Origin of the sequence: Kitasatospora sp. NPDC096077, assembly GCF_040303245.1 — a bacterium.
Classification (GTDB): Bacteria; Actinomycetota; Actinomycetes; order Streptomycetales; family Streptomycetaceae; genus Kitasatospora.
The window spans coordinates 1-26,160 of sequence record NZ_JBEOSV010000026.1 but is presented as its reverse complement, the minus strand read 5'-3'; the positions used below and the strand labels follow the sequence as shown (position 1 = coordinate 26,160).

27 protein-coding genes, 1 tRNA gene and 1 pseudogene are annotated in these 26,160 nt (G+C 71.9%); 17 read left to right on the top strand and 12 right to left on the bottom strand.

Translation table 11 applies throughout. The features are described 5' to 3' along the window. Nucleotides 1–163: 163 nt before the first annotated feature. The gene (locus tag ABTZ03_RS22725; protein ID WP_350514872.1) at nucleotides 164–751 is read left to right on the top strand and encodes a DinB family protein; all 588 of its coding nucleotides are present in this window, start codon (nucleotides 164–166) and stop codon (nucleotides 749–751) included. Between the two features lie 53 nt (nucleotides 752–804). Here ABTZ03_RS22725 and ABTZ03_RS22720 read toward each other — a convergent pair whose 3' ends face one another. Together ABTZ03_RS22720 and ABTZ03_RS22715 are read right to left on the bottom strand one after the other, a co-directional pair. After that, nucleotides 805–1,245, bottom strand: coding sequence for an RNA polymerase sigma factor (locus tag ABTZ03_RS22720; protein ID WP_350514871.1), 441 nt, complete (start codon nucleotides 1,243–1,245; stop codon nucleotides 805–807). Between the two features lie 493 nt (nucleotides 1,246–1,738). Further along, on the bottom strand, nucleotides 1,739–2,335 hold the full coding sequence (locus ABTZ03_RS22715) for a hypothetical protein (RefSeq protein ID WP_350514870.1): 597 nt from the start codon (nucleotides 2,333–2,335) through the stop codon (nucleotides 1,739–1,741). Nucleotides 2,336–2,668: 333 nt separating this feature from the next. Here ABTZ03_RS22715 and ABTZ03_RS22710 point away from each other — a divergent pair, with 333 nt between their 5' ends. Next, nucleotides 2,669–3,682, top strand: coding sequence for a hypothetical protein (locus ABTZ03_RS22710; protein ID WP_350514869.1), 1,014 nt, complete (start codon nucleotides 2,669–2,671; stop codon nucleotides 3,680–3,682). Between the two features lie 32 nt (nucleotides 3,683–3,714). Here ABTZ03_RS22710 and ABTZ03_RS22705 read toward each other — a convergent pair whose 3' ends face one another. Together ABTZ03_RS22705 and ABTZ03_RS22700 are read right to left on the bottom strand one after the other, a co-directional pair. Beyond that, on the bottom strand, nucleotides 3,715–4,308 hold the full coding sequence (locus ABTZ03_RS22705; protein ID WP_350514868.1) for an isochorismatase family protein: 594 nt from the start codon (nucleotides 4,306–4,308) through the stop codon (nucleotides 3,715–3,717). 281 nt (nucleotides 4,309–4,589) lie between these two features. Beyond that, on the bottom strand, nucleotides 4,590–5,906 hold the full coding sequence (locus ABTZ03_RS22700; protein WP_350514867.1) for a nicotinate phosphoribosyltransferase: 1,317 nt from the start codon (nucleotides 5,904–5,906) through the stop codon (nucleotides 4,590–4,592). Nucleotides 5,907–6,046: 140 nt separating this feature from the next. On the opposite strand from ABTZ03_RS22700, the gene clpS reads away from it, so the two are divergent. The 7 genes from clpS (at nucleotide 6,047) to ABTZ03_RS22665 (ending at nucleotide 10,926) form a co-directional block, all read left to right on the top strand. Beyond that, nucleotides 6,047–6,340, top strand: coding sequence for an ATP-dependent Clp protease adapter ClpS (gene clpS, locus ABTZ03_RS22695; RefSeq protein WP_350514866.1), 294 nt, complete (start codon nucleotides 6,047–6,049; stop codon nucleotides 6,338–6,340). An 84-nt stretch (nucleotides 6,341–6,424) separates the two neighbouring features. After that, nucleotides 6,425–7,000 carry a DUF2017 domain-containing protein gene (locus tag ABTZ03_RS22690; RefSeq protein ID WP_350514865.1) on the top strand — a complete coding sequence of 192 codons (576 nt, stop codon included), beginning with the start codon at nucleotides 6,425–6,427 and terminating at the stop codon, nucleotides 6,998–7,000. 230 nt (nucleotides 7,001–7,230) lie between these two features. Next, complete coding sequence (locus ABTZ03_RS22685; protein ID WP_350514864.1) at nucleotides 7,231–8,673, top strand: amino acid permease; 1,443 nt, start codon at nucleotides 7,231–7,233, stop codon at nucleotides 8,671–8,673. 103 nt (nucleotides 8,674–8,776) lie between these two features. Further along, the gene (locus ABTZ03_RS22680; RefSeq protein WP_350514863.1) at nucleotides 8,777–9,208 is read left to right on the top strand and encodes a M67 family metallopeptidase; all 432 of its coding nucleotides are present in this window, start codon (nucleotides 8,777–8,779) and stop codon (nucleotides 9,206–9,208) included. A gap of 139 nt (nucleotides 9,209–9,347) precedes the next feature. Beyond that, entirely contained in the window at nucleotides 9,348–9,467 is a 120-nt protein-coding gene (locus ABTZ03_RS22675; RefSeq protein WP_317621128.1) for a putative leader peptide, read from the top strand. Nucleotides 9,468–9,588: 121 nt separating this feature from the next. Beyond that, entirely contained in the window at nucleotides 9,589–9,867 is a 279-nt protein-coding gene (locus ABTZ03_RS22670; RefSeq protein ID WP_350514862.1) for a MoaD/ThiS family protein, read from the top strand. A 90-nt stretch (nucleotides 9,868–9,957) separates the two neighbouring features. Continuing rightward, nucleotides 9,958–10,926 carry a PLP-dependent cysteine synthase family protein gene (locus ABTZ03_RS22665; RefSeq protein ID WP_350514861.1) on the top strand — a complete coding sequence of 323 codons (969 nt, stop codon included), beginning with the start codon at nucleotides 9,958–9,960 and terminating at the stop codon, nucleotides 10,924–10,926. Nucleotides 10,927–10,941: 15 nt separating this feature from the next. On the opposite strand, the gene ABTZ03_RS22660 is transcribed toward ABTZ03_RS22665, so the two are convergent. Beyond that, nucleotides 10,942–11,400 (bottom strand): type II toxin-antitoxin system PemK/MazF family toxin, encoded by a 459-nt coding sequence (locus tag ABTZ03_RS22660; RefSeq protein WP_350514860.1) that lies wholly within the window; start codon nucleotides 11,398–11,400, stop codon nucleotides 10,942–10,944. 189 nt (nucleotides 11,401–11,589) lie between these two features. On the opposite strand from ABTZ03_RS22660, the gene ABTZ03_RS22655 reads away from it, so the two are divergent. Then, nucleotides 11,590–11,778: a MerR family transcriptional regulator gene (locus ABTZ03_RS22655; RefSeq protein WP_350514859.1), complete on the top strand. Its 189-nt coding sequence runs from the start codon at nucleotides 11,590–11,592 to the stop codon at nucleotides 11,776–11,778. A 238-nt stretch (nucleotides 11,779–12,016) separates the two neighbouring features. Further along, nucleotides 12,017–12,763 (top strand): MBL fold metallo-hydrolase, encoded by a 747-nt coding sequence (locus ABTZ03_RS22650; protein ID WP_350514858.1) that lies wholly within the window; start codon nucleotides 12,017–12,019, stop codon nucleotides 12,761–12,763. A 22-nt stretch (nucleotides 12,764–12,785) separates the two neighbouring features. On the opposite strand, the gene ABTZ03_RS22645 is transcribed toward ABTZ03_RS22650, so the two are convergent. From ABTZ03_RS22645 to ABTZ03_RS22630, 4 genes are all read right to left on the bottom strand, one after another. After that, nucleotides 12,786–14,072 (bottom strand): LLM class flavin-dependent oxidoreductase, encoded by a 1,287-nt coding sequence (locus tag ABTZ03_RS22645; protein ID WP_350514857.1) that lies wholly within the window; start codon nucleotides 14,070–14,072, stop codon nucleotides 12,786–12,788. Next, nucleotides 14,069–15,193: an LLM class flavin-dependent oxidoreductase gene (locus tag ABTZ03_RS22640; RefSeq protein WP_350514856.1), complete on the bottom strand. Its 1,125-nt coding sequence runs from the start codon at nucleotides 15,191–15,193 to the stop codon at nucleotides 14,069–14,071. Before ABTZ03_RS22640 ends, ABTZ03_RS22645 begins: the two co-directional genes overlap by 4 nt. 376 nt (nucleotides 15,194–15,569) lie before the next feature. Continuing rightward, nucleotides 15,570–16,847, bottom strand: a complete 1,278-nt coding sequence (locus ABTZ03_RS22635; RefSeq protein ID WP_350514855.1) for a PTS transporter subunit EIIC — start codon at nucleotides 16,845–16,847, stop codon at nucleotides 15,570–15,572. Nucleotides 16,848–17,383: 536 nt separating this feature from the next. Further along, complete coding sequence (locus tag ABTZ03_RS22630) at nucleotides 17,384–18,685, bottom strand: PTS transporter subunit EIIC (protein ID WP_350514854.1); 1,302 nt, start codon at nucleotides 18,683–18,685, stop codon at nucleotides 17,384–17,386. 386 nt (nucleotides 18,686–19,071) lie between these two features. Here ABTZ03_RS22630 and ABTZ03_RS22625 point away from each other — a divergent pair. From ABTZ03_RS22625 to rdgB, 4 genes and pseudogenes are all read left to right on the top strand, one after another. After that, a pseudogene (locus ABTZ03_RS22625) lies at nucleotides 19,072–19,332 on the top strand (PTS sugar transporter subunit IIB); the annotation flags it as partial. A 160-nt stretch (nucleotides 19,333–19,492) separates the two neighbouring features. Then, nucleotides 19,493–20,218, top strand: a complete 726-nt coding sequence (gene rph / locus ABTZ03_RS22620) for a ribonuclease PH (protein ID WP_350514853.1) — start codon at nucleotides 19,493–19,495, stop codon at nucleotides 20,216–20,218. A 149-nt stretch (nucleotides 20,219–20,367) separates the two neighbouring features. Continuing rightward, complete coding sequence (locus ABTZ03_RS22615) at nucleotides 20,368–20,757, top strand: hypothetical protein (protein ID WP_350514852.1); 390 nt, start codon at nucleotides 20,368–20,370, stop codon at nucleotides 20,755–20,757. A gap of 30 nt (nucleotides 20,758–20,787) precedes the next feature. Continuing rightward, on the top strand, nucleotides 20,788–21,393 hold the full coding sequence (rdgB, locus tag ABTZ03_RS22610; protein WP_350514851.1) for an RdgB/HAM1 family non-canonical purine NTP pyrophosphatase: 606 nt from the start codon (nucleotides 20,788–20,790) through the stop codon (nucleotides 21,391–21,393). Between the two features lie 66 nt (nucleotides 21,394–21,459). On the opposite strand, the gene ABTZ03_RS22605 is transcribed toward rdgB, so the two are convergent. Next, nucleotides 21,460–21,534: transfer RNA gene (locus ABTZ03_RS22605), tRNA-Leu, on the bottom strand. A 14-nt stretch (nucleotides 21,535–21,548) separates the two neighbouring features. Continuing rightward, nucleotides 21,549–22,208, bottom strand: coding sequence for an HNH endonuclease signature motif containing protein (locus tag ABTZ03_RS22600; RefSeq protein WP_350514850.1), 660 nt, complete (start codon nucleotides 22,206–22,208; stop codon nucleotides 21,549–21,551). Between the two features lie 226 nt (nucleotides 22,209–22,434). Between ABTZ03_RS22600 and ABTZ03_RS22595 the strand changes: the two genes are divergently transcribed. Next, a complete protein-coding gene (locus tag ABTZ03_RS22595; RefSeq protein ID WP_502894557.1) occupies nucleotides 22,435–24,918 on the top strand; it encodes a chitinase C-terminal domain-containing protein in 2,484 nt (827 codons plus the stop codon). A gap of 102 nt (nucleotides 24,919–25,020) precedes the next feature. Here the strand turns inward: ABTZ03_RS22595 and bcp are convergent, their stop codons facing one another. Next, nucleotides 25,021–25,494, bottom strand: coding sequence for a thioredoxin-dependent thiol peroxidase (bcp, locus tag ABTZ03_RS22590; RefSeq protein ID WP_350514848.1), 474 nt, complete (start codon nucleotides 25,492–25,494; stop codon nucleotides 25,021–25,023). Between the two features lie 165 nt (nucleotides 25,495–25,659). On the opposite strand from bcp, the gene ABTZ03_RS22585 reads away from it, so the two are divergent. Continuing rightward, nucleotides 25,660–26,001, top strand: coding sequence for a DUF3618 domain-containing protein (locus tag ABTZ03_RS22585; RefSeq protein WP_350514847.1), 342 nt, complete (start codon nucleotides 25,660–25,662; stop codon nucleotides 25,999–26,001). The last annotated feature ends 159 nt before the right edge of the window (nucleotides 26,002–26,160 follow it).

Genomic DNA, 26,160 nt, shown 5'->3' with positions numbered 1-26,160 from the left:
GTCCTCGACGGCGAGGGCGAGCCGGTTGGGCCGTGCAGGGTGGCAGCCCCCCGTGCCGGGGATCACTCGGCGCTGGCGGAGGGGGCGGGCCTGGCGGTATTTCGGTGTTCGCTGGCGTTCGGGCCGCTGGTGGGGCCGGGGCGGGGTGGCCATGCTGGTGCCCATGAGTACTCCGGAGCGCCCCGTGACCCCCGCCGACGCGACTGTCGCCGCCGACGACGCGATCGTCCCCGACACCAAGGACTGGACCTGGGTGCTGGAACGCCCCTGCCCCGACTGCGGGTTGGACACCCCGAAGGTGGCCGTGACGGACGTCGCCGGGCTGGTGCGGGCCAATGCGCGGAGTTGGCAGGCGGTGCTGGCGGGTGACGGGGAGGGGCTGCGTCGGCGGCCGCGTCCGGAGGTCTGGTCGGACCTGGAGTACGCCTGTCACGTCCGGGACGTCTTCCGGCTGTTCCTGGTCCGACTGGGGCTGATGCTTGATCAGGACGGTGTGCTGTTCCCGAACTGGGACCAGGACGAGACGGCGGTCGCGGGGCGTTACCGGGAGCAGCGGCCGGAGGCGGTGGCCGGGGAGCTGGCGGCGGCCGCGGAGGCGCTGGCGGCGGCGTTCGACGCGGTGTCGGGGGAGCAGTGGCAGCGGACCGGGGTCCGGAGTGACGGGGCGCGGTTCACGGTGGGGTCCTTCGCCCGCTACCTGGTGCACGACCCGGTGCACCACCTGTTCGATGTGACGGGCGCCCGGGCCTGAGGCCCACAAGCCGGAGCCGGGCCGGTGCCGGGCCGGTGCCGGCCCCCGCGGCTTCACCAGCCGGAGGCCTCGTGGAGCATGGTGCGCCGGAGCCGTCCGGCGACGCTCGCGGTGTCGGTGCCGATGACGTCGGCGATCTCGGGGGCGGCCAGGCCGACGACGTAGTGCAGGATCGCCAGGTCGTCGTCGGCGGGGTGGCGGTCGGGGGCGACGGGCTCCTGCCGGGTGTGTTCGGCGACGGTGCCGCGCAGGATCTGCCAGGCGAGCGCGGTGGGGTTCGGGCTGGTGAGCAACTCCCGCCATTGGACGGCGATTTCGGCGAACGCCTGTTGTACGGCGATGGCCGCTTCGGCGGACTCGGTGAGCCACACCCGGGCGTAGCTGAGGTACCGGGGGCGGTGGAGTTCGCAGAAGGCCGCGAACTCCAGTGGCACGTCCTCCGGTTCGCCGGGCCCCGGGGGAGGTCCGGCGTCGCTCGTGTGACGGTTGGTCATCTCGTCTTCTCGGAAAGGGAGATGGGTTTCTGATGGTCGATCATCTGTGCTCACTCTACGGTAGGCCCTCGGTGCGCTGGGTGACCAATCCGATGGAATGCCCGGAACCCGTCGCCACCCGGCCGGTTCGGGTGGCGGCCGATGCGACCCGGCGGCGGTACTGCCGGTGGAGGGCTGGTCGAGAGGCGGTCGAGGGCCGGTCGGGGAGCGTCGCGCAGTGCTGCGGGGGACGTAGATGCGAGCGTGTCGCAGCTGGTCAGAGGCTGTAGGAGGGTGCTGGTCGCAGGGCGGTCGAGGTGCCACCGTAGGGCCTGGCGGGGCTGGCGTCCACGCTCAGGGCGCGAAGTCGCGTCCGCACAACCGTCCGCGCAACCGCACTCACGATGGGGGTTGCGCCGGGGCGGGTCGGGATGGGCCGGGGCGGGCGCATCGAGTGCGCCCCGGAGGCCGGCGGCGACCGGGGCGCGGGTCGGGGCGGGGTGGTGCCGCCCGGTCAGGGGTTCGGGCGGGCCTCCGTGGGGGAGATCCGGTCGTCGGCGGTGCGGCCGCGCTCGACCTGGGCGGGGAAGGACTCGACGGCCCGGCGCCGGGCCAGTTGGGCGGCTGCCGCGGCGGCGACCGCAGCCGCGGCGGCGGCTCCTGCGGCGGCCTCCTCGCGCTCGCAGCGGTGGCCGACCGGTGCACCGGTGGCGTGCCCGCTGCCCGGGTGCGCCCCTCCGGTGTGCGTCGCGCCCGCGCGCGCCCCCGCCGCGCGCCGCCGGCGACCGAGTTCGATCCGTTCGGCGTGCTCCTCGGCCGCCTGTCTAGCGGCCAGGTAGGCCTGCACGGCTGCCATGCCGTAGACCGGCTGGATGAGCTGGTGTCCCTTGAAGAAGGGTCTGGCCGGGGCGAATCCGGCGGCGACCACGAGGTCGCGGATCTCTGCTATCTCGGCCTCGCTCCGGGCGGTGAAGCGGACCTCCCAGCCCTTCTTGTACGTATGGCCCTTTTCACCGCTGCGGCGGGCCGGGTCCGGGCGGCGGACGTATCCGGGCAGACGACCGAGGCGGAGCTGGGCCGCGCGGAGGCCGGCGGTCTCGTCACGTGACATGACGTAAGCCTAGGCAATCCCAGGGGTGCGATTGACGCTCCGAGGGTCCCTCGCCGTATGCCCTTGATCACTCTGGGTCAGGCGACCAGGTCGACGATCGTTTTCGATCAGATCCGATAGCCATATGAGCGGCATTTACTCCAAATGAGTGAGGGTATGAGGACTTTAGTGCGGGCTGATCCCGGTTTCGCGACGGTTGCGTAACAGTGCGTCAGGCTGTGTCGCGCAGCTCGCGGGGGTTGGGGATGGTGGGCGCATGAGCGAGCGCAGCGAGCTGGTCAGCAAGAGGTGCGCACGGGCGGACGCCCCTGCCGAGGGTAGCGGGGTGGGGGCATGACCTACCGGATCCCCGCGCCGCCGCCGTCCCTTGAGGAGCTGGCGAAGCGTCAGCAGAACGTCGTCACCGCGAGTCAGCTGCGCGCCCGGGGCGTGCCGGCCCGGGTCATCACCGAGCACTGCCGCCGGGGCGGCCCCTGGCAGCGACTGCTGCCCCGGGTCTACCTGCTGCAGTCCGGGGAGCCCACCCCGGAGCAGCGGATGTGGGCCGCGCTGTTGTACGCGGCGCAGAACGGCCGGGAGGAGGGCCGGCGCGAGGGGGCGGTGATCACCGGCGCGGCGGCGTTGGCGCTGTACGGCTTCGCCGCCGTGCCCCGGCTGCCCGCGGTGACCGGGGTGGACGTCCTGGTGCCCCGTCAGCGTCGGCTCAAGGATGCCGGCGAGGTGCGGATCCGGCGCACCGAGCGGGAGTTGGTGGCGCGCTCGGTGCACGGGCTGGCCTGCGCGCCGGTCGCCCGGGCGGTCGCGGACGCGCTGTACGAGTGGACCGTGGACGGGGGCCCGGCGGGCGCCCCGGCGCCGGTGCGCGAGGTGCTGCGGGAGGCCGTCGCCCGGCCGGAGAACCGTTGCACGGTACGGGAGTTGGCCACCGAGCTGGTCGAGTGCGGACTGACCGAGGAGCCCCGGGTGCGCGCGGCACTGGACGAACTCCTCGCCGCCGAGCGGGAGTTCGTCCTGGAGCGGGTCGACCGGCTGGTGGACGAGTGGCTGCTGCCCGCCCCGCTGGCCGCGCCGGAACTGCGGATGCGCGGCGGCACCTACATCGGCGTCCCGGACCTCTACTGGCCCGAGCAGGGCGTCGCGGTGGAGGTGGACTCCGACCTGCGCTGCGTCAGCGAGGGCGAGGCCGCCTGGGTGCGCGGCGGCCAGCACCGGATGGAGTACCTGGGCATCCGGGTGGTGTACGTCTCCGGCGCCCGGTTGGCCGCCGATCCGGAGGCGGTCGGCGGCGAGCTGCGCGAGGCCTACCGGGCCGGCGGGACGGACGTGGTGGAGCTGCTGGTGGTCTGAGCCGGTCCGGGACCGGTGTCACAGGACCGGAGTCACGAGGACCGGACCACCGGTGCGCCGACCAACTCGACCCCGGCCGCCCGCAGTTCCTCCAGCGCGGCGGTGGTGGTCGCCGGCGCCACCCCGGCGGTGAGGTCCAGCAGCACCCGGGTGGTGAAACCGGCCCGCGCGGCGTCCAGGGCGGTGGCCCGGACGCAGTGGTCGGTGGCGATGCCCACCACGTCGACCTCGTCGACCTGCCGCTCGCGCAGCCACTCCACCAGGCCGCGGTCGTTCTCGTCCAGCCCCTCGAAGCCGCTGTACGCCGCCGAGTAGGCGCCCTTGTCGAAGACCGCCTCGACCGCCCCGGAGATCACCGCGGGCGCGAAGTTGGGGTGGAAGCCCACGCCCTCGGTCCCGGCCACGCAGTGCACCGGCCAGCTGGAGACGTAGTCCGGCTCGGCGGAGAAGTGGTCGCCCGGGTCGATGTGGTGGTCGCGGGTGGCGAGGATGTGGTGGTAGCCGGGGGAGGCCTCGGAGATCAGGTCGGTGATGGCGGCGGCCACCTCGGCGCCACCGGCGACGGCCAGGCTGCCGCCCTCGCAGAAGTCGTTCTGCACGTCGACGACGATCAGTGCCCGGTGCATGGCTCGCATCCTCGGATGTGGGGGCGGTGCGCCCCGGTGGTGGGGTCCTCGCGGAGGCCGGCCGGCGCGGGAGGAACTCCAGGGGAACTCTACGGCTGACTCTAGGGAGTGGCGCGCGGGGGCGGAAGGCTTGGGGCGGCTCTTCGACCTCCCGGCCGCCGGGCGGGGACGGGGCCCGCCGCCCGGCGCCCGCCGCCGGTCCGTCCCGATGTCGACCACGCGCCGGGCGGGCGTCGACCACGCGCCGGGGGCGGCTCGGCCGATCGGCCCGGTCGATCGGTTCAGTCGATCAGCTCGGTGGGGATGACCGGGTCCCCCTTGGAGAGCTGGGTGGCCGACAGCGGCAGCGCCGCCCGGGCCCGGACGTGCCGTTCGCGGGCGGCGGTCAGCGGCTCGCGCCCGACCGTCTCGCCGGCCAGCACCAGCGGGACCTGCACCAGGTGCGGCCGCAGCTCGTCCGGGACCGGTCCGGTGCCGATCACCTCGGCCTCGGCCACGCCCTCGGCGTCGGGGCGGCGGGCGGCCCACTTGCGGCCGCCGATGCTGGTCTTGCCGCCGGCCGCGCGCTTGGCCACGGGCACCAGCGGGCCGTCCGGGGTCTCGGCCCGGGCGACCAGCTTGTAGACCATCGCGCAGGTCGGGTGGCCGCTGCCGGTGACCAGGCTGGTGCCGACGCCGTAGCCGTCCACCGGGGCGGCGGCGAGGGCGGCGATCGCGTACTCGTCCAGGTCCGAGGTGACGATGATCCGGGTGTTCTCGGCGCCGAGTTCGTCGAGCTGACGGCGGACCCGGTGGGCCGCCAGGATGAGGTCGCCGGAGTCGATCCGGACCGCGCCCAGCTCGGGCCCGGCCACCTCGACGGCGGTGCGGACGGCCTCGCGCAGGTCGTAGGTGTCGACCAGCAGGGTGGTGCCCTTGCCCATGGACTCGATCTGGGCCCGGAAGGCGTCCCGCTCGCTGTCGTGCACCAGGGTGAAGGCGTGCGCGGAGGTGCCGGTGGTCGGGATGCCGTGCAGGTAGCCGGCCTCCAGGTCGGAGGTGGCGGCGAAGCCGGCCACGTAGGCGGCCCGGGCGGCGGCGACGGCGGCCTGCTCGTGGGCCCGGCGGGCGCCCAGCTCGATCACCGGCCGGCCGCCGGCCGCGGCGGTCATCCGGGAGGCGGCGGCCGCCACCGCGGAGTCGAAGTTGAGGATCGAGAGGATCACCGTCTCCAGGATCACCGTCTCGGCGAAGCTGCCCTCCACGGTGAGCACCGGCGAGCCGGGGAAGTGGACCTCGCCCTCGGGGTAGCCGTGGATGTCGCCGCGGAAGCGGTAGTCGGCGAGGAAGCGCAGGGTGTCGTCGTCGACCACGCCCTGCTGGGACAGCCAGTCCAGTTGGGCGGTGTCGAAGCGGAAGTTCTCGACGGCGTCCAGGACCCGGCCGGTGCCGGCCGTCACGCCGTAGCGGCGGCCGCCGGGCAGGCGTCGGGTGAACACCTCGAAGACGGAGCGGCGGTGCGCGGCCCCGCTGCGCAGGGCGGCCTGCAGCATGGTGAGCTCGTAGCGGTCGGTGAGCAGCGCGGTCGACCCGGCCGCGCGCACTGAAGTGGCGTCCATGAGGATGATGCTACTACCACTTAGCGTCAGTTTGACGATTTCTCACGGCGCGACCCGGGCCGGAATCGCCCGGGTGTCCCCCGGATGGCAGCATGGGGCGTGAGGAACCGTGGACGAGTGTGCAACGAGGAGGCCCGTCGGTGAGTGTCGCGCCCGTGGAGATCGAGCGCCCGGAGGTCGAAGGACAGCCGGTGGCGGAGCCGGACACGCCGTGGGTGACCATCGTGCACAACGACCCGGTCAACCTCATGAGCTACGTCCAGTACGTCTTCCAGGCCTACTTCGGCTACCCGAAGGACAAGGCCAGGAAGCTGATGATGGACGTGCACACCAAGGGTCGCGCGGTGGTCTCCAGCGGCTCCCGCGAGGAGATGGAGCGGGACGTCCAGGCGCTGCACGGCTACGGCCTGTGGGCGACGCTGCAGCACGACTGACCGCCCATCCGGCGGACCAGTGACTGACCGCCCGCCCGTGGGGCGGCGCGGCCGAAGACGACGAAGACGGGCTGACCGATACAGATGGCTGGGTTGTTCGAGAGCACCGGCGATGGCGGCGCGGCGATCGCGCTGGACGAGGTCGAGGCCTCCATCCTGCGCTCGCTGGAGGTGCAGATGCTGGAGCTGATCGGCCCCGGCCCGGGCGGGCACGGGGACGACCCGCTGGCGGCGCTGTTCGCCGAGGGCCCGACCGAGGCGCCCGCCGACCCGGCGCTGGCCCGGCTCTTCCCCGACGCCTACGGCGATCCGGCCACGCCGGCCGACGACGAGGTGCGGGCCGCCTCGGCCGAGTTCCGCCGCTACACGGAGCTCGACCTGCGGGCCCGCAAGCGGGACGACGCGCTGCAGGTGGTCCGCTCGCTGGACGGCCTCGGCGGTGCCGGCGGGGTGCTCAAGCTGCCCGCCGCCGACTGCCCGCGCTGGCTGGGCGCGCTCAACGACCTGCGGCTGACCCTCGGGGTGCGGCTGGAGGTCGCCGAGGAGGACGAGCAGGGCCTGTACGAGCTGCCGGACGGCGACGAGCGCAAGCCGCTGGTGATGGCCTACCTGTGGCTGGGGGCGCTCCAGGAGTCGCTGCTGGAGGCGATCACCGACTGACCGCGGACCGGTGGCGGAGCCGATCGTTCCGCTCTGTCCGGCGATCCTGCCCGCTTTCGGGCAAGCCTCGGCCGTTTCGTCCAGCATGTGGACGATCAGTCGGGGCATTTTCGCATAAATCGGGCAAAACGTAGCAGGTCATGCTCAAATATCGCTCAGATGAACACCGGTATCCGGATCGTGCGTGGTACGACTTCTCCCCACAAACGAGACCCACCAGGACGGTGACCATGGCCGAGCAGACCTTCGACGAGGTGGTCGACCCGAAACCGGACGAGGAGGGCTACGAGCGCGGGCTCGGCAGCCGCCAGATCCAGATGATCGCCATCGGCGGCGCCATCGGCACCGGCCTGTTCCTCGGCGCCGGCACCGCGATCTCCAAGTCCGGGCCCAGCCTCATCCTCTCCTACGCGGTGGCCGGCCTGGTCATCTTCGGGATCATGCGCGCCCTCGGCGAGCTCCTCACCTACCGCCCGGTCTCCGGCAGCTTCGCCGAGTACGCCCGGGAGTTCCTCGGCCCCTTCGCCGGCTACGTCACCGGCTGGACCTACTGGCTGTTCTGGGTCGTCACCGGCATGGCCGAGACCACCGCCGCCGCCGTCTACGTCAAGTTCTGGGCACCCGACATCCCGCAGTGGGCCAGCGCGCTGACCTTCCTGGTCATCCTCTACGCGGCCAACCTGATCTCGGTGAAGCTGTTCGGCGAGATCGAGTTCTGGTTCTCCATGGTCAAGGTCACCGCCATCATCGGCATGATCCTGATCGGCATCGGCGTGCTCACCCTCGGCTTCAGCAAGGCCGGTGACACCGCGTCGATCACCCACCTGTGGTCGGACGGCGGCTTCTTCCCCAAGGGCATCGGCGCCACCGTGATGACCCTGCAGATCGTCATGTTCGCCTACCTCGGCGTCGAACTCGTCGGCGTCACCGCGGGCGAGAGCGAGAACCCCGAGAAGACCCTGCCGCGCGCCATCAACACCCTGCCCTGGCGCATCGCGCTGTTCTACATCGGCGCCCTGACGATCATCCTCGCGCTGGTGCCCTGGCGGGAGTTCCAGCCCGGCGTCAGCCCGTTCGTCGCCGCCTTCGGCAAGATCGGCATCCCGGCCGCGGCCGGCATCATCAACTTCGTGGTGCTCACCGCCGCGCTCTCCTCCTGCAACTCCGGGATGTACTCCACCGGCCGCATGCTGCGCGACCTCGCCCTGCGCGGCCAGGCCCCCGGCCGGCTCACCACGCTCAACCGCCGCCGCACCCCCGCCGTCGCGATCACCCTCTCCTGCCTGCTGATGGGCGCCGGCGTGGTGCTCAACTACCTCGTCCCGGCGCGGGCGTTCGAGTACATCACCTCGGTCGCCACGGTCTGCGGCCTGTGGACCTGGGCGATGATCCTGATCTCCCAGATCCGCTACCGCAAGGCCTGGCGGGCCGGCCACCTGCCGCCGCCCACCTTCAAGGCGCCCGGCGGCGCCTGGGTCAGCTGGGCCGCCCTCGCCTTCCTCGTCCTGGTCGTGGTGCTGATCGCGCTCGACAAGGACAACCGGATCTCGCTGTACGTCTTCCCCTTCTGGGCGCTGCTGCTGGTGATCGGCTACCAGGTGCTCAAGCGCCGCAACCCCCAGGCCGCCCACGGCACCGCCCACGACCACCTGCACGCCCGCAAGGACGGCTGACCCCGACCGCTCCGGGAGACCGGGCGACCGGGTGGCGGACACCCGGCGACCGGGCCTCGGACGCCCCGGCGGACAGCCGCCGGGGCGTGGCATCCTGACCGGCATGCTGACCATCACCCGAGAAATCCGCGACCGGATCGTGGCCCACGCCCGCGCCGACCACCCGGACGAGGCCTGCGGCGTGGTCGCCGGACCGGCCGGCAGCGGCCGGCCCGAGCGGTTCATCCCGATGCTCAACGCCGCCCGCTCGCCCACCTTCTACGAGTTCGACTCGGGCGACCTGCTCAAGCTCTACCGCGAGATGGACGACCTGGACGAGGAACCGGTGATCGTCTACCACTCGCACACCGCCACCGAGGCCTACCCCTCGCGCACCGACGTGAGCTACGCCTCCGAGCCGTTCGCCCACTACGTCCTGGTCTCCACCGCCGACGGCAACGGCCCGGACGACCCCTACCAGTTCCGCTCGTTCCGCATCGTGGACGGCGAGATCACAGAGGAAGACGTCCAGGTCGTCGAGGCCCACCCGGCCTGACCCGCACCCACCCGGACCGGGCCCGCCGACCCGCCGCGCGCGGCCGGCGGGCCCCCGCCGTCTCAGCATCAGAAACAACAACATCCGGATCCTGGGACGGGCATGTCCGAGCGGGCCCGGGAATCTATACGATGAGCCCATGCGTTCCGTCGATGTGAGCAACCAGGCCCCGGGCACCCGCCTCGTGGCGCGCCTGCACATCGACCTGTGCCGGCACGCCGGCGCGATCTGTCCCGGCACGCCCGCGCGCTCGCGCTGAGAGCCGCCCCGCCCCACCCGGGCCCCACCGCCGAACCGGCGGCGTCGAGCCCCGGGCACCCTCCGCCCCGCCGCGCCCGCTGCGGCCCACCCACCTCCACGACGCACACAGGAGCGCACCCATGGCCATCGAGGTCCGCATCCCGACCATCCTCCGCACCTACACCGACGGCGCCAAGGCCGTCGAGGGCAACGGCAGCAACCTCGGGGAACTCTTCACCGACCTCGACGCCCGCCACCCCGGCATCGCCGCCCGCCTGGTCGACGGCGGCGAGCTGCGCCGCTTCGTCAACGTCTACCTGAACGACGAGGACGTCCGCTTCCTGGAGGGCATCTCCACCGCCCTCGCCGACGGCGACAGCGTCACCATCCTGCCCGCCGTGGCCGGCGGCGCCCGCTAGGCCCGGTCCGGCCGATCAGCTCCCGGCCCCCCCGCCCGGCGGCGGGGGAGCCGCCCTCCTCACCCTCACCGCCGTGGCCGGAGGCCTCCCTTGCGATACGACAGTCCGCTCGAAGCCGTCGGCAACACCCCGCTGGTCCGCCTGCCGCGGCTGTCCGCCGCCGTCCCCGGCAACGACCGCAGCCTGGTGACCCTCTGGGCCAAGCTGGAGGACCGCAACCCCACCGGCTCGATCAAGGACCGCCCGGCGCTGCACATGATCGAGCGCGCCGAGGCCGACGGCCGGCTCACCCCCGGCTGCACGATCCTGGAGCCCACCAGCGGCAACACCGGCATCTCGCTCGCCATGGCCGCCAAGCTCAAGGGCTACCGGATGGTCTGCGTGATGCCCGAGAACACCAGCGAGGAACGGCGCGAACTACTCCGGATGTGGGGCGCCGAGATCATCCCCTCCCCGGCCGCCGGCGGCTCCAACACCGCCGTCCGGATGGCCAAGGAGATCGCCGCCGAGCACCCCGACTGGGTGATGCTCTACCAGTACGGCAACCCGGACAACGCGGGCGCCCACTACGCCACCACCGGCCCCGAGATCCTCGCCGACCTGCCGACCGTCACCCACTTCGTGGCCGGCCTCGGCACCACCGGCACCCTGATGGGCGTCGGCCGCTACCTGCGCGAGAAGGTCCCCGGCGTGCGGATCGTCGCCGCCGAGCCGCGCTACGACGACCTGGTCTACGGGCTGCGCAACCTCGACGAGGGCTTCGTGCCCGAGCTGTACGACGCCGAGGTGCTGACCACCCGCTTCTCGGTCGGCTCCGCGGACGCCGTCCGCCGCACCCGCGAACTCCTCCAGCAGGAGGGCCTCTTCGCGGGCGTGTCCACCGGCGCCATCCTGCACGCCGCGATCGGCGTCGGCCGCAAGGCGGCGGCCGCCGGGGAGCGCGCCGACATCGTCTTCGTGGTCGCGGACGGCGGCTGGAAGTACCTCTCCACCGGCATCTACACCGCCGAGACCACCGAGGCGGCGGTCGAGGCGCTGCAGGGCCAGCTCTGGGCCTGAGTCTCGACCGGCCCGCTAGCCCAGGACCTGCTGGGCCCGGGTCCAGACCTGGCGGTCCAGCGTGCCGGCCCGGCGGCGGAAGGCGGACAGCGGCACCTCGCGCAGCTCGTCGGTCTCCAGCCAGCTGGCCCGGCCCTGCCGGTCGCCGACCGAGCCGGGCGGCAGCGCCAGCACGCCCGGGCGCTCGGCGTGGTGCTTGCTGGTGATCTTCGCGACGGTGGCGGTCCGGCCGTGCACCCGCAGCACCAGGCAGGGACGGTCCTTGGCGCCCGGGCCGTCCTCGAACGGGACCTCGGCCCACCAGATCTCCTGCGGCTCCGGGCGGGCCCCGCGGCTCGGGCGCGAGCGCGGGCCGGCGGGGCCGGTCGGACCCGTCGGGCGCGGCGCCGGGCGGGTGCGCCGCACCAGCGCGCCCGCGACGGCGGCCAGCACGGCGACGCCCGTGACCAGGAGGACAACCCAGATGCCAGTCATGCGGCGAACCGTACCGGGCCGGCGGTGAACGCCACCACCGTGGCCGCCGTGACGGTCGGCCATTTGTCCGTAGGTTGCTCCCGGTTCGTCACGGAACCGCCACGACGCCCGTTCCGTCACCCTCGCCCCGGTGCCGCCCGGAAAGGCTGCTTCACGAACGTCCGCCCCCGTCCCCCCGGAGGTGCTTTCGTGAACAGGCACGAACTCTGGTCGTACGCCGAGATCGCCCGGCACATCAACGTCCAGCCCGAGACCGTCCGCAACTACCGGCGGCACGGACTGCTGCCCGAACCGGACGTGGTCGACGGCAGCGGACACCCCCGCTGGTACCCCGGGACCATCCGCGACTGGGTCCGCAACCGGCCCCGGCACCGCTGAACCCACGGCACCGCCCCCGCCCCCGCGGTCTGGGTGATTCCAGCCACAGCCCGGCACGGGGACGGGGGCAAAGTGCCGGTCCGCCCTTACCCTCGACACACCAACGCAGTGCTACCGGCCGGACCACCGGCCCGGCCTGCCGTTTTCCATGCCGTTTTCACGCTGTTCCCCGTGCCGCTCCACCGACACGGGGAGCGGCCCAACAGCAGCCAGGACGTGTCGGGGCGGAGGGGCTCGGATGAAACTGACCGTGGTGGGGTGCTCGGGGAGCTTCCCGTCCGCCGACTCCGCCTGCTCCAGCTATCTGGTCGAGGCCGACGGCTTCCGCGTGGTGCTGGACCTCGGCAACGGCGCGCTCGGCGCGCTGCAGCAGCACACCGGCCTCTACGACGTCGACGCCGTCCTGCTCAGCCACCTGCACGCGGACCACTGCGTCGACCTGTGCGCCTACTGGGTCGCCCGCAACTACCGGGCCGAGGGCTGCCCCGAACTCCTCCCGGTGTACGGGCCGACCGGCACCGCGGCGCGGCTCGCCCGGGCGTACGACATGCCGGAGAACCCCGGAATGAAGGAGGTGTTCGAGTTCCGCACGCTCACCCCGGGCAGTTTCGGGCTCGGCCCGTTCCGGATCACCGTCGCCCAGGTTAACCACCCCGTCGACGCCTTCGCCTTCCGGCTGGAGCACGCCGGCCGCTCGCTGGTCTACTCCGGCGACACCGGCGAGTGCCCCGAACTGGTGGAACTCGCCCGCGACACCGACCTGTTCCTCTGCGAGGCCGCCTACCTGGACGGCCGCGACACCTTCCAGGCCGTCCACCTCAACGGCCGGGAGGCGGGCGAGCACGCGGCCGCCGCGGGGGCGCGCCGACTGGTGCTCACCCACATCCCGCCGTGGACCGACGCCGAGCACAACCGCCGCGACGCCGCCGCCGCGTACCCCGGCCCGGTCGAGCTGGCCCGGCCGGGCGCGGTGTACGAGCTCTGAGCCGCCGCCCGGGAGGGGGCACCTACCGCCGTCCGGGCACCGGCAGGCCGAGGTGGTCGCGCAGGGTCGGGCCGGTGTAGTCGGTGCGGAAGACGCCGCGCTCCTGGAGCAGCGGGACCACCCGGTCGACGAACTCGTCCAGGCCGCCCGGCGTGAGGTGGGGGACCAGGATGAAGCCGTCGGCCGCGTCGTGCTGCACGAAGCGGTCGATCTCCCGGGCGACGGTGGCGGGGGAGCCGATGAAGGACTGCCGGCCGGTGACCTCGATGACCAGCTCGCGGCTGCTCAGCCCCTTTTCGGCGGCGAGGGCCCGCCAGCGGGCGGCGACGCCCACCGGGTCCGCGATCCGGACCCGGCCCTGGACCAGGGCGCTGTCCGGATCGGGGTCGACGGTCGGCAGCGGGCCGTCCGGGTCGTGGTCGGACAGGTCGATGCCCCAGACCTGTTCCAGGTGGTTGATCGCGGTCTGCGGGCCGACCTGGGCCCGGCGGACCTCGGCGGCGCGCTCGGCCGCGTCGGCGTCGGTGTCGCCGAGGACGAAGGTGGCGGCCGGCATGATCTTCAGCTCGTCGGGTTTGCGCCCGTACGCGGCCAGTCGGCGCTTGACGTCGGCGTGGAAGGCCCGGCCGTCCTCGAAGTGGGAGTGCCGGCTGAAGACGATGTCGGCGGTGGCGGCGGCGAACTCCCGGCCCTGGTCGGAGTCGCCGGCCTGGATGACCACCGGGTGGCCCTGCGGCGGGCGGGGCAGCGAGAGCCGGCCCTCGACCTCGAACTGGGGACCGCGGTGGCGGACGGTCTGCTCGCCCGAATCCCAGAACTCCCTTGCCAGTTGGACCGATTCGGCGGCCCGGGTGTATCGGTCGGCACGGTCGAGGTAGCCGCCGCGGCGGAAGTTCTCCCCGGTGAAGGCGTCCGAGGAGGTGACCACGTTCCAGGCCGCCCGGCCGCCGGAGAGGTGGTCCAGGGAGGCGAAGCGGCGGGCGAGTTCGTACGGTTCGTTGAAGGTGGCGTTCACCGTGGCGGCCAGGCCGATCCGTTCGGTGACGGCGGCCAGCGCGTTCAGCACGGTGATCGACTCGGGGCGGCCGACCACGTCCAGGTCGTGGATGCGGCCGTTGGTCTCGCGCAGCCGCAGGCCCTCGGCGAGGAAGAAGAAGTCGAACCGGCCGCGCTCGGCGGTCTGCGCGAGGTGGCGGAAGGACTGGAACTCGATGTGGCTGCCGGAGGCCGGATCGCTCCACACCGTGGTGTTGTTGACGCCGGGGAAGTGGGCGGCGAGGTGGATCTGCTTGAGCGGACGGTCCGTCATCGGGTCACCTCGGCGAGGGCGGCGCGGGCGGGGGATTCGGCAGGGGACTCGGCAGGGGAGTCGACGGGTGCGGCGGCGTAGCGGCTCGCCGGGCGGGCCAGACCGAGGTGGTCGCGCAGGGTGCGGCCGGGGTAGCCGCTGCGCAGCAGCCCGGTGGCGCGCAGGGCCGGGGCGATGCGCGCGGCGAGGGCGGCGAGGTCGCGCTCGGCTGCGGCGGGGACGAGGTGGAAGCCGTCCACGCCGGTGCCGGTGGCGCTGAGTTCGGCGAGCAGCCGCTCTTCGGCGGCCCGGTCGGGCAGGGCGATGTCCAGCCGGGCGAGGATGCGCAGCTGTTCGCCGGAGCGCAGCCGCAGTTCGGTGGCGGCGGTCAGCCGCGCGGCCCGGTCCGGGGCGTCCAGCAGCACGACGTCGGCGTACCGGATCGCGGTGTCGACGCGGGCCCGGCCGTCGGCCGGGGCGTCCCGGGCCAGGTCGGCGGCGGCCACCGGGACCACGACCACCGGGCGGCCCTGCGGCGGGCGCGGGGTGATGGACGGCCCGCGGACCGAGAAGTGCCGGCCCTCGAAGTCGACGTAGTGCAGCTTGTCGCGGTCGACGAAGCGGCCGGTCGCGGTGTCGCGGATCTCCGCGTCGTCCTCCCAGCTGTCCCAGAGCCGGGCGGCGACCTCGGCGGCGTCGGCCGCCTCGGCCCAGAGCTCGTCCGCGGGGGCGACCGCGCGGCGGCCGAAGGCCCGGGCCTCGGCCTCGGTGTCGGAGACGCCGACCAGCCAGCCGGCCCGGCCCTCGCTCACCCAGTCCAGGGTGTTGAGCGAGATCGAGGTGTGGAAGGGCTCGGTGTGGGTGGTGGTGACGGTGGGCACCAGGCCGATCCGCGAGGTCAGCGGGGCGATCCGGGCCAGGGTGGCGAGCGCGTCGGGGCGGCGGGGTTCGGCGGTGAAGGAGTCGTCGAGGGTGACGAAGTCCAGGGTGGCCCGCTCGGCGAGGCGGGCGAGGCCGGTGTAGTGGGCGGCGTCGAACCGGCCGGGGTCGGCGGCGCGGTCGATGGCGGGGCTGATCGTGGCGTCGGTCGTGGCATCGGTCGTGGCGTCGATGGCGGCGGAGAGGTGCAACTGGCGGGGCATGGCGAGCCTGACTTTCCTCGTGCGGATGCGCCGCCGCGCCCCGGTCGGTGCGGGGGCGGGTGCGCGGTCGCGCGGTGACGGCCTGCGGACGGGCGGGACCCGTGCGGGCGGAGGGGAGGAGGCCGGTGCCGGGCGGGACGTCAGCCGGGCGGCGGCGGGGGAACGGTCAGCTCAGCCGCGACACGCCGCGGACCACACGCGACCGAAGTCGATGTGGCTGCGGGTGACCAGCGGGCACGAGGCGTTCACCGGTTCAGTTGACCAGGGCCTCCGTCGGTTCGTCAACCGCCGTTGTCGCCGGGGTACGCGGAAGGCCCCGCCCCGCCGCTGGGGGAGCAGCGGCGGGGCGGGGCCTTCGGGGAGTACGGGACCGGCGTCAGGCCTTGGTCACGTCCTCGATCTCGTCGTCGTCCTCGCGACCGGGGGTCTTGAGGTTGAACTTGGTGATCGCGAACCGGAAGAGGAAGTAGTACAGCGCCGCGAAGACCAGGCCGATCGGGATGATCAGCCAGGGCTCGGTGGCCTTGCTCCAGGCGAGCGCGTAGTCGATCAGACCGCCGGAGAAGGTGAAGCCGTCGTGCACGCCGAGCGCCCAGGTGACGGTCATCGAGACGGCGGTGAGCAGCGCGTGGATGACGTACAGGACCGGGGCGATGAAGACGAAGGAGAACTCGATCGGCTCGGTGACACCGGTGACGAAGGAGGTCAGTGCGAGCGAGACCATCATGCCGGTGACGGCCTTGCGGCGGTGCGGCTTGGCGGCGTGGGCGATGGCCAGCGCGGCGGCGGGCAGCGCGAACATCATGATCGGGTAGAAGCCCGCCATGAACTGTCCGGCGGTCGGGTCGCCGGCGAAGAAGCGGGTCAGGTCGCCGTGCACGACGGTGCCGTCGGGCTTGGTGAAGTCACCGGTCTGGAACCAGGCGTAGGAGTTCACGAACTGGTGCATGCCGACCGGCAGCAGGCCGCGGTTGACCAGGCCGAAGGCGCCGGCGCCGAGCGCGCCCGCACCGATCAGGGTGTCGTTCAGGCTCTTGATGGCGTCGCCGATCGGGCCCCAGGTCAGGGCGAACAGCACACCGACGGCGGTGCCGACGAAGGCCATGATGATCGGGACCAGGCGACGGCCGTTGAAGAAGCCGAGCCAGTCGACCAGCTTGGTGCGGTGGTACTTCTGCCACAGCACCGCGGCCAGCAGGCCGATCACGATGCCGCCGAGCACGCCCGGGTTCTGGTACGTCGGGGGGACCCACTTGCCGTCGGCGATGTGGCCGTCGGTGATCGGGAACGCGGTGAGCACGTTCTTGTACACCAGGAAGCCGACCAGCGCGGCGAGGGCGGTGGAGCCGTCCGCCTTCTTGGCGAAGCCGATCGCGATGCCCACCGCGAACAGCAGCGGCAGGTTGTCGAAGACACCGTTGCCGGCCGTGGCGAAGACCGAGGCGACCTTGTCCCAGCCGAGGCCGTCCTTGCCGAACACGTCGTCCTGGCCGAGGCGCATCAGCAGGCCGGCGGCGGGGAGCACCGCGATGGGCAGCTGGAGGCTGCGACCGATCTTCTGCAGACCCTGGAGGACGTTCTGACCGAACTGCTTGGCGGGGCTGGGCGAGGCCGGAGCCGTGGCGGGCGCCGGTGCCTGCGCAGACTGACTCATGGGGGTGGGTTCCTAACGGCATGGCGGTCGGTCGGGGGAGAAGGCACAGGGGGGCCAACCGCGAACTGGTCTACACCACGTGTGGTGTAGACCAGTTTGTAGCACGGGTGGAGAAGCCGGGGAACCCCGAAAAGCACCGTCGCCGGGAAGCGCTATGAAATCGAAACCTGGACCCGGAGCGACGATCATGATTTCAGTCGCGATTGTGATTTTGGCTATTTGCGCAACAAAAAGCGCGGAGGCCATGGGGCGACAGGGCGACGACCGGTCCGGGGTCGTGGTCGGACGATCCGCCCACTCCGGGGAGTGCGCGGCGGCTGCTGAGAGTGACCGGAGCGGGTGCGGGCGGGTCCGGAGGCATCCCCCCACCGTCGGCCGGTGCCCTTCCGGAGTGCCGGCCGGGTCGACCGGATCGCCGCCGAATTGTCTTTCCGGTGTTTATCGGGCCGGGAATTAAGTCCTACGGTGAAATGCCGAAGGCCCTCGGACCGATGGGTCCGAGGGCCTTTGCGGCGACGGTTCCGGGGCGACCGGATTCAGGCTTTGGTGACGTCCTCGATCTCGCTCTCGTCCTCCCGGCCCGGTGTTTTCAGGTCGAATTTGACGATGACGAACCGGAAGACCGTGTAGTACACCGCGGCGAAGACCAGGCCGATCGGGATGATCAGCCAGGGTTTGGTGGCGAGTCCCCAGTTGATCACGTAGTCGATCAGGCCGGCCGAGAAGCTGAAGCCGTCGTGCACCCCCAGCCCCCAGGTGACGGCCATCGAGGCGCCGGTCAGCAGCGCGTGCAGGCCGTACAGGGCCGGGGCGATGTAGGCGAAGGAGTACTCCAGCGGCTCGGTGACGCCGGTGACGAAGGAGGTCAGGCCGACCGAGAGCATCAGGCCGTAGATCTCCTTGCGGCGGTGCGGCTTGGCCGCGTGCGCGATCGCGAGGGCCGCGGCGGGCAGCGCGAACATCATGATCGGGAAGAATCCGGACTGGAACTGGCCGGCCGTCGGGTCGCCCGCGAGGAAACGCGGGATGTCGCCGTGCACGAGGCTGCCGTCCGGCTTCGTGAACTCGCCGAACTGGAACCAGACGAAGGTGTTCAGCAGTTGGTGCATACCGATCAGCAGCAGCGCCCGGTTGAACAGGCCGAAGATGCCGGCGCCGCCCGCGCCGAGATCGGCCAGGTTCTGCGAGAAGTCGTTCAGGCCTCGGCCGATCGGCGGCCAGACCCACAGCGCGATGCAGGCGGTGACCAGGCCCACCACGGCGGTGATCATCGGCACCAGGCGGCGGCCGTTGAAGAAGCCCAGCCAGTCGACCAGCTTGACGCGGTGGAAGCGGACCCAGAGCCAGGCCGACATCAGGCCGATCAGGATGCCGCCCAGCACCCCCGGGTTCTGGTACGTCGCCGCCGCGGCCTTGGCCGAGGAGTAGTCCACGCACTGGGCGGTCCAGGCGTCGGGGACCTGGACGGTGCCGGCCTTGCAGCTCTCCGGGAAGGCGTGCAGGACCTTGTAGTACACCAGGAAGCCGACCACGGCGGCCAGCGCCGTCGAGCCGTCCGCCTTCTTGGCCATGCCGATCGCCACGCCGATGCAGAACAGCAGCGGCAGGCCGAGCGAGGAGTCGAGCAGCGCGCCGCCAGCCGCCGCGAAGACCTTGGCCACATCGGTCCAGCCCAGGCCGTCCTTGCCGAACACGTCGGGCTGGCCGAGTCGGTTGAGGATGCCCGCGGCCGGGAGCACCGCGACCGGCAGCTGGAGCGAGCGGCCCATCTTCTGGAGACCGCCGTAGAAGCCGTGCCACCACACGGTCCGCGGAGCCGTGGCGCCTGCCGAACTCATCCTTCGCCCTCCGAGAGCAGTTGCCGAGCAGCGGGCCCCGGCGGGACCCTCGGGTGGGGCTCAGGAACACCCGGGGTCCTTCCTGCGTTCATCGGAGTACACATATATTGGTGTAGACCACTTTGGGACGCAGGCCGGACGCCGGGACGCGAGCCCCCGCTGATCGTCATCCTCGGGTGGCACTCGGGAGCCTGCGCGCCGGAATGGGCCAAAAGTGGACTAACGTGGCAGACCGGACCGGCTCGGGTCATGCTGGTCGCGCTGCCCGGCAGCGCGACCCCGGCTGAACCCGCGTCAGCCACCGGCACGGACCTCACCGCCCGACGGACGAGGACCGACCCGCGGACCCCAGCACAGCGCAGGACGGCACCCGGCAGAGCAGCCGGCGGGCCGAGACAGAGGGAGAGAACCAGATGGCCAGCAAGGCTGAGAAGATCGTCGCCGGTCTGGGCGGCATCGACAACATCGAAGAGGTCGAAGGCTGCATCACCCGCCTCCGCACCGAGGTCAAGGACGCCTCCCTCGTCGACGAGGCCGCCCTCAAGGCCGCCGGCGCCCACGGCGTCGTCAAGATGGGCACCGCGATCCAGGTCGTCATCGGCACCGACGCCGACCCGATCGCCGCCGACATCGAAGACATGATGTGAGCTGAGCCACCCAGGCTCGACCACCCACGGCCCGCCGACCCGCTCAGGGGGACGGCGGGCCGAGGTGCATCCGCGACCGTCCGTCCGTCCGCTCACACATCCGTCCGCCCCGTCCGTCCGCAGCCGGACGGCACGCCCCGAGCGGCTACGCTCAGTGGCTATGTCACGCATCGACGGCCGCACCCCCGACCAGCTCCGCCCCATCACCATCGAGCGGGGCTGGAGCAAGCACGCCGAAGGCTCCGTCCTCGTCTCCTACGGCGACACCAAGGTGCTGTGCACCGCCAGCGTCACCGAAGGCGTCCCCCGCTGGCGCAAGGGCAGCGGCGAAGGCTGGGTCACCGCCGAGTACTCCATGCTCCCGCGCGCCACCAACACCCGCGGCGACCGCGAGTCCGTCAAGGGCCGCATCGGCGGCCGCACCCACGAGATCAGCCGCCTCATCGGCCGCTCCCTGCGCGCCGTCATCGACCACCGCGCCCTCGCCGAGAACACCATCGTCCTCGACTGCGACGTCCTCCAGGCCGACGGCGGCACCCGCACCGCCGCCATCACCGGCGCCTACGTCGCCCTCGTCGACGCCGTCTCCTGGGCCCGCGAGCGCAAGCTCCTCCGCGCCAAGGGCCAGCCGATCACCGGCGGCGTCAGCGCCGTCAGCGTCGGCATCATCGACGGCGTCCCGATGCTCGACCTCCAGTACGAGGAGGACGTGCGCGCCGAGACCGACATGAACATCGTCTGCACCTCCGACGGCCGCTTCGTCGAGGTCCAGGGCACCGCCGAAGGCGCCCCCTTCGACCGCGCCCTGCTCGACCGACTGCTCGACCTCGGCACCCTCGGCTGCGCCGAACTGGACGAGATCCAGCGCAAGGTGCTCGAAGGCTGACGCCACCTCCGCGGTCGGACGGGTGTGCGGACCGCTGTACACGTCCGGCCCGCAGACCGTACGGTTCCCGCAGCACCACCGCTGCGGGAACCACGCAACCGGTGGCGCACGTCCCTCCCCATGGAACCCCCGCCCACCAGGAGGACCGGATGCCGTCGAGCATCGCCCGCCCCGCCGCCCTCGCCGTGGCCGGACTGATCGCGATCCTCCCGCTCAGCATGGTGAGTTGCTCCGCGGCCCAGAAGGCGATGGACTGCGGCAACACCGCCGTGAAGATCACCGCCGACCTCGCCGACCTCACCAAGGCCTACGACAACTCCAGCAACGACTCGGCCGCCGCCGGGAAGGCGCTGCAGAAGCTCAAGGGCGACCTCGACCAGGTCGGCAAGAACTCCAAGAACACCGACGTGGTCAAGGCCGTGACCGACCTGCAGAAGCAGGCCGACCTGGTCCAGCAGGCCGTCGACAAGAAGCAGGCCCCCGACCTCAAGCCGCTCGGCGACGCGGCGGGCAACCTCACCTCGGTCTGCACCGGCTGACACCCCCGGGCGCTCGATAGGGTGGGCGATATGTCCACCCGTCTGATCCTCGCCACCCGCAACCGGCACAAGGTCGCCGAACTGCGCGCCATCCTCACCGAGGCCGGTCTCGACGTCGAACTCGTCGGCGCCGACGCCTACCCCGAGATCCCGGACGTCCCCGAGACCGGCGTCACCTTCGCCGAGAACGCCCTGCTCAAGGCCCACGCCCTGGCCCGCGCCACCGGCCTGCCCGCGGTCGCCGACGACTCCGGCCTCTGCGTCGACGTCCTCAACGGCGCGCCCGGCATCTTCTCCGCCCGCTGGTCCGGCAAGCACGGCGACGACCTCGCCAACCTGGACCTGCTGCTCGCCCAGCTCTCCGACATCGCCGACCCGCACCGCGGCGCCCACTTCTTCTGCGCCGCCGCCCTCGCCCTGCCGGACGGCACCGAACGCGTCGTCGAGGGACGGCTGCTGGGGACGCTCCGGACCGCCCCGGCGGGCGACGGCGGCTTCGGCTACGACCCGATCCTCCAGCCGCTGGGGGAGACCCGGACCTGCGCGGAGATGACGGCGGACGAGAAGAACGCCATCAGCCACCGCGGCCAGGCGTTCCGGGCTCTGGCGCCGGTGGTCAAGGACCTCATCGGCTGACGGGTCGCAGCAACGAGGATGGCCCGCTTCCCTTCGATTTGAAGGGAAGCGGGCCATTTCACTCGGTACGCCCGGTGGGACTCGAACCCACGACAACATGCTCCTAAGGCATGCCCCTCTAGCCAGCTGGGGTACGGGCGCACATCAGAGCTAGCCTACCGGGTGTCATGCGTACTGGTGGCCCGATTCTTGTTCCGCCCGCAGTAGGTATCTGTGGTGGCGTGGCAGTTGGGGCAGAGCAGTCGGAGGTTGTCCGGGCGGTTGTCCGACCAGTCGCCGTTGATGTGGTCGACCTCCAGGGTCATCGGTCGTCCGCGCCATTCGGAGCCGGTGCCGCAGCCCTGGCACTCCTCCGGGCGACCGAGTTCCGCAAGGGCTCGGCGGATGCGGAAGCCGGGCAGTCGATTGGCCTCCGCCGGGCGCTGGATGAGGACCTCCCTCGGGGGCAGACGCCGAGGCGAGGACTTGCCGCGATTGTGCGCTTCCCCGGTGAAGTGGGAGGTGTCGATTCCGAAGTCCTTGATGCGGCGGCCGACAAGGGCCTGCGTGCCGCCGCCCTGGCGCCGATTGAGGTGGCGGAGCACTCCGGCCACGCTCTGCGAGGCTGCAACGGCCTCCTCCAGGAGCGCCTTCGTGTAAAAGGTCCCGGGCTCGGGGAAGTGCGAGGCGTCGATGCCGTACGCCTTGATCCGCTGGCGCAGGTACGACCGGTTGTACGGGTTCGGCTCGCGGTCGAGCGCGATCAGCATCTCGTCCAGCGTGGTCGCGGCCGCCGCCGTGGCGGCGAGCAGGTCGCGGGTGTACTTGACCGGCATGGCGGTCTCCTTCGGGCAGTTGTCGTGCCCCTTCCCCGGTATGCGAACGACCGGGGCCGTTTTTGGTCACGGGCTGGCCAGGGTTTGCCGAGTGATGACCAATTGGTACAGACCTATTGACCTGTGTGGTTCAGACCACATAGCTTCGGCGCCAATTGTGAATCCCCCACGTGCGTGCTCCCCCACGGGCATGCGCCGACACTCTCTCCTGGAGGACCGAGTGTTGATCCGAAGCACGGCCGAGCGGCGTCCCACCGCCGCTCGCCGAGGTAAGAGTCCGGCGGCCCGGGCGGGTGTCGCGTCGTTGGCGGCGGCCGCGTTGGCCGGGCTGTTGACGGCGACGCTGGGTGCGGCGCCCTCGCAGGCGTCGGCGGCGGTCGACAACGCGGCCTGTCGGCCGGACGGGCTGTACCAGACCCCCGGGGTGGACGTCCCGTACTGCTCGGTCTACGACACCGGCGGGCGCGAGAAGATGGGCGCGGACCACCAGCGGCGCATCATCGGGTACTTCACCGGCTGGCGCACCGGGAAGAACGGCGATCAGCCGTACCTGGTGAGCGACATCCCCTGGGACAAGGTCACCCACCTCAACTACGCGTTCGGGCACGTCGGCGGCGACAACAAGCTGTCGGTCGGGACGGACGGTCCGACCAACGCGGCGACCGGGATGTCGTTCCCCGGGGTGCCGGGGGCGGAGCTGGACCCGACGCTGCCGTACAAGGGTCATTTCAACCTGCTGACGAAGTACAAGAAGCAGTATCCGAACGTCAAGACCCTGATCTCGGTGGGTGGTTGGACCGAGACCGGCGGCTACTTCGACGACGGCGGCAGCCGGGTGAACTCCGGCGGCTTCTACTCGATGACGGTCAACCCGGACGGCAGCGTCAACCAGGCGGGCATCGACACCTTCGCCGCCTCCTCGGTGGACTTCATCCGCAAGTACGGCTTCAACGGCGTCGACATCGACTACGAGTACCCGACCTCGATGAAGGACGCGGGCAACCCGCTGGACTGGCAGCTGGCCAACGGCAAGCGCGGTTCGCTGGCCAAGGGCTACGCGGCGCTGATGAAGACCCTGCGGGAGAACCTGGACAAGGCGGGCGCCGCCGACGGCCGGCACTACCTGCTGTCGGTCGCGGCGCCGTCCTCCGGCTACCTGTTGCGGGGGATGGAGACCTTCCAGGTCGCCCAGTACCTGGACTACGTCAACATCATGTCGTACGACCTGCACGGCGCCTGGAACAAGTACGTCGGCCCGAACGCCTCGCTCTACGACGACGGCAAGGACGGCGAGTTGGCGGCCGCCAACGTGTACGGCACCGCGCAGTACGGCGGCATCGGCTACCTGAACGCCGACTGGTCGTACCACTACTTCCGCGGGTCGATGCCGGCCGGCCGGATCAACGTCGGGCTGCCGTACTACACCCGTGGTTTCAAGAACGTGCAGGGCGGCACCAACGGCCTGTGGGGCACGGCCGCGGCGACCAGCTGCCCGGCCGGGTCCGGGCTGACCTCCTGCGGTGACGGCGCGGTCGGCATCGACAACATCTGGAACGACAAGGACACCGCGGGCAAGGAGTCCCCGGCCGGGTCGAACCCGATGTGGCACGCCAAGAACCTGGAGAAGGGCGTGCTGCCCGACTACCTCGCCAAGTACGGGGTGACGGACACCGCGCTGCAGGGCAGTTACACCCGCAACTACAGCGACGCCCTGGTGGCGCCGTGGCTGTGGAACGACGCCAAGAAGGTGTTCCTGTCCACCGAGGACGAGCAGTCGGTGGGCGCCAAGGCGGACTACATCGTCAACCAGGGTGCCGGCGGGGCGATGATCTGGGAGCTCGCGGGCGACTACAAGTGGGACGCCACCGCCAACGGCGGCAAGGGCGAGTACGTCCCCGGTTCGACGCTGACCTCGCTGATGTACGACAGGTTCAAGGCGGCGAGCCCGTACGGCGCGACGCGTTCGACGGTGCCGCTGCCGCAGCAGACCCTGCCGGTCGACGTGTCGTTCACCAACTTCGCGCTGGGCGACTCGAACTATCCGATCAACCCGAAGCTGCACATCGTCAACAACTCGACGCTGACCCTGCCGGGCGGCACCGAGTTCCAGTTCGACTACTCCAACTCGGCCCCGGGCAACGCCAAGGACCAGTCCGGGTTCGGGCTGCAGGTGATCCGGCAGGACAACCCGGGTCCGGGCAACACGGGCGGCCTGAAGGGCACCTACAACCGGGTGTCGGTCAAGCTGCCGGGGTGGCAGTCGCTGGCGCCGGGCGCCTCGGTGGACATCGACTTCGTCTACTACCTGCCGGTGTCCACGCCGTCGAACTGGACGGTCAATGTGGGCGGCACGCTGTACGGGCTCAAGGGGGACCTGACCCGGGGCACGGTGGACGGCGGTACGCCGACGCCCACGCCGACGCCGACGGGTACGCCGACCGGTACCCCCACGGGTACGCCGACCGGCACTCCGACGGGCACCCCCACGGGTACGCCCACCGGGACCCCGACCGGCACGCCGAGCCCGACCGCGACCCCGACCTCGGGGTCCTGCGCGGCCGCGCCGGGCTGGGACGCGGGCACCACCTACGCGTCGCCGACCAAGGTGTCCTGGAAGGGCCACTACTACCAGAACAAGTGGTGGACCAAGGGCGACGACCCCGCGGCCAGCGGCGCCTGGGGCGTCTGGAGCGACCTCGGGGCCTGCTGACGCCGACGGCGCCGGAGGTCACCCGAGGTGAGGAACGGCGGTGGCGGCCCACCCGGTCGGGGGGTGGGCCGCCACCGCTTCGTACGGAGGGATCCCGGGGGATCAGGCCTCGACCTTGAGGTCGCGCAGCAGCTTGGCGACGTGGCCGGTGGCCTTGACGTTGTACAGCGCGCGCTCGACCTTGCCCTGCTCGTCGACGATGATCGTGGAGCGGATGACGCCCTGGTAGGTGCGGCCGTAGTTCTGCTTCTCGCCGTAGGCGGCGTAGGCCTCCAGGACCCGGTGCTCGGGGTCGGAGAGCAGGGTGACCTTGAGGTCTTCCTTCTCGCGGAACTTTCCGAGCTTCTCCGGCTGGTCGGGGGAGATGCCGATGACGTCGTAGCCGGCGCCCGCGAAGACCTCCAGGTTGTCGGTGAAGTCGCAGGCCTGCTTGGTGCAGCCGGGGGTGAGCGCGGCCGGGTAGAAGTAGACGATGACCTTGCGGCCGAGGTGGTCGGCGAGCGAGACCTGGTTGCCGTCGGCGTCGGACAGGCTGAAGGCGGGCGCGGTGTCGCCGGGCTGGAGGCGCTCAGTCACGGTCGTACTCTCCTGGAGGCTGGACGGGCGGTCGTACGCGGTCGTACCACGGCAAACTTACCCCCGTTGGTGGGTGGGGCCGCGCGTCCGTGCTCGGCAGCTGACAAACTGGGTTGGTCGCACAGGACGACAGGACTACATCGGCAAGTGAATGGGGTGGCCCGAGTGGGCGAGGCGAGCACGCAGGACAAGCCGGCGCGGACGGCTGCGCAGATCGAGGCCGACATCGAGCGCACCCGCGACCGGCTGGCGGCGAACCTGGACGAGCTGGCCGTGCGGATCCACCCGACCACCATCTCCGCGCAGGTCAAGGCCAAGGCGATGGCCACCGTCGAGGAGAAGACGGCGCGGGCGTACGTGGCCGCGAACGGCCTGGTGGAGAAGGTGAAGGCGCAGTTCGTGGACGAGCAGGGGCAGCCGCGCAAGGAGCGGATCGTCCCGGCCGCGCTGGTCGGCCTGGGCCTGGTGGTGCTGCTCGCCTCCTCGCGCAAGCGCGACAAGGACTGACCGCGGTTCCGCGGGGGCCGGGGGGGGGGGGGGGGCCCCCCCCCCGCCCCCCCCCCGGGGGGGGCGCCCGCCCCCCCCCCGCCCGCCCCACCCAGCGGGGGCCGGCGCCCCCCGGCCGGGCGGGGGGCGGGGGGCGGGGGTGTCCGCCCCCGCCGCACA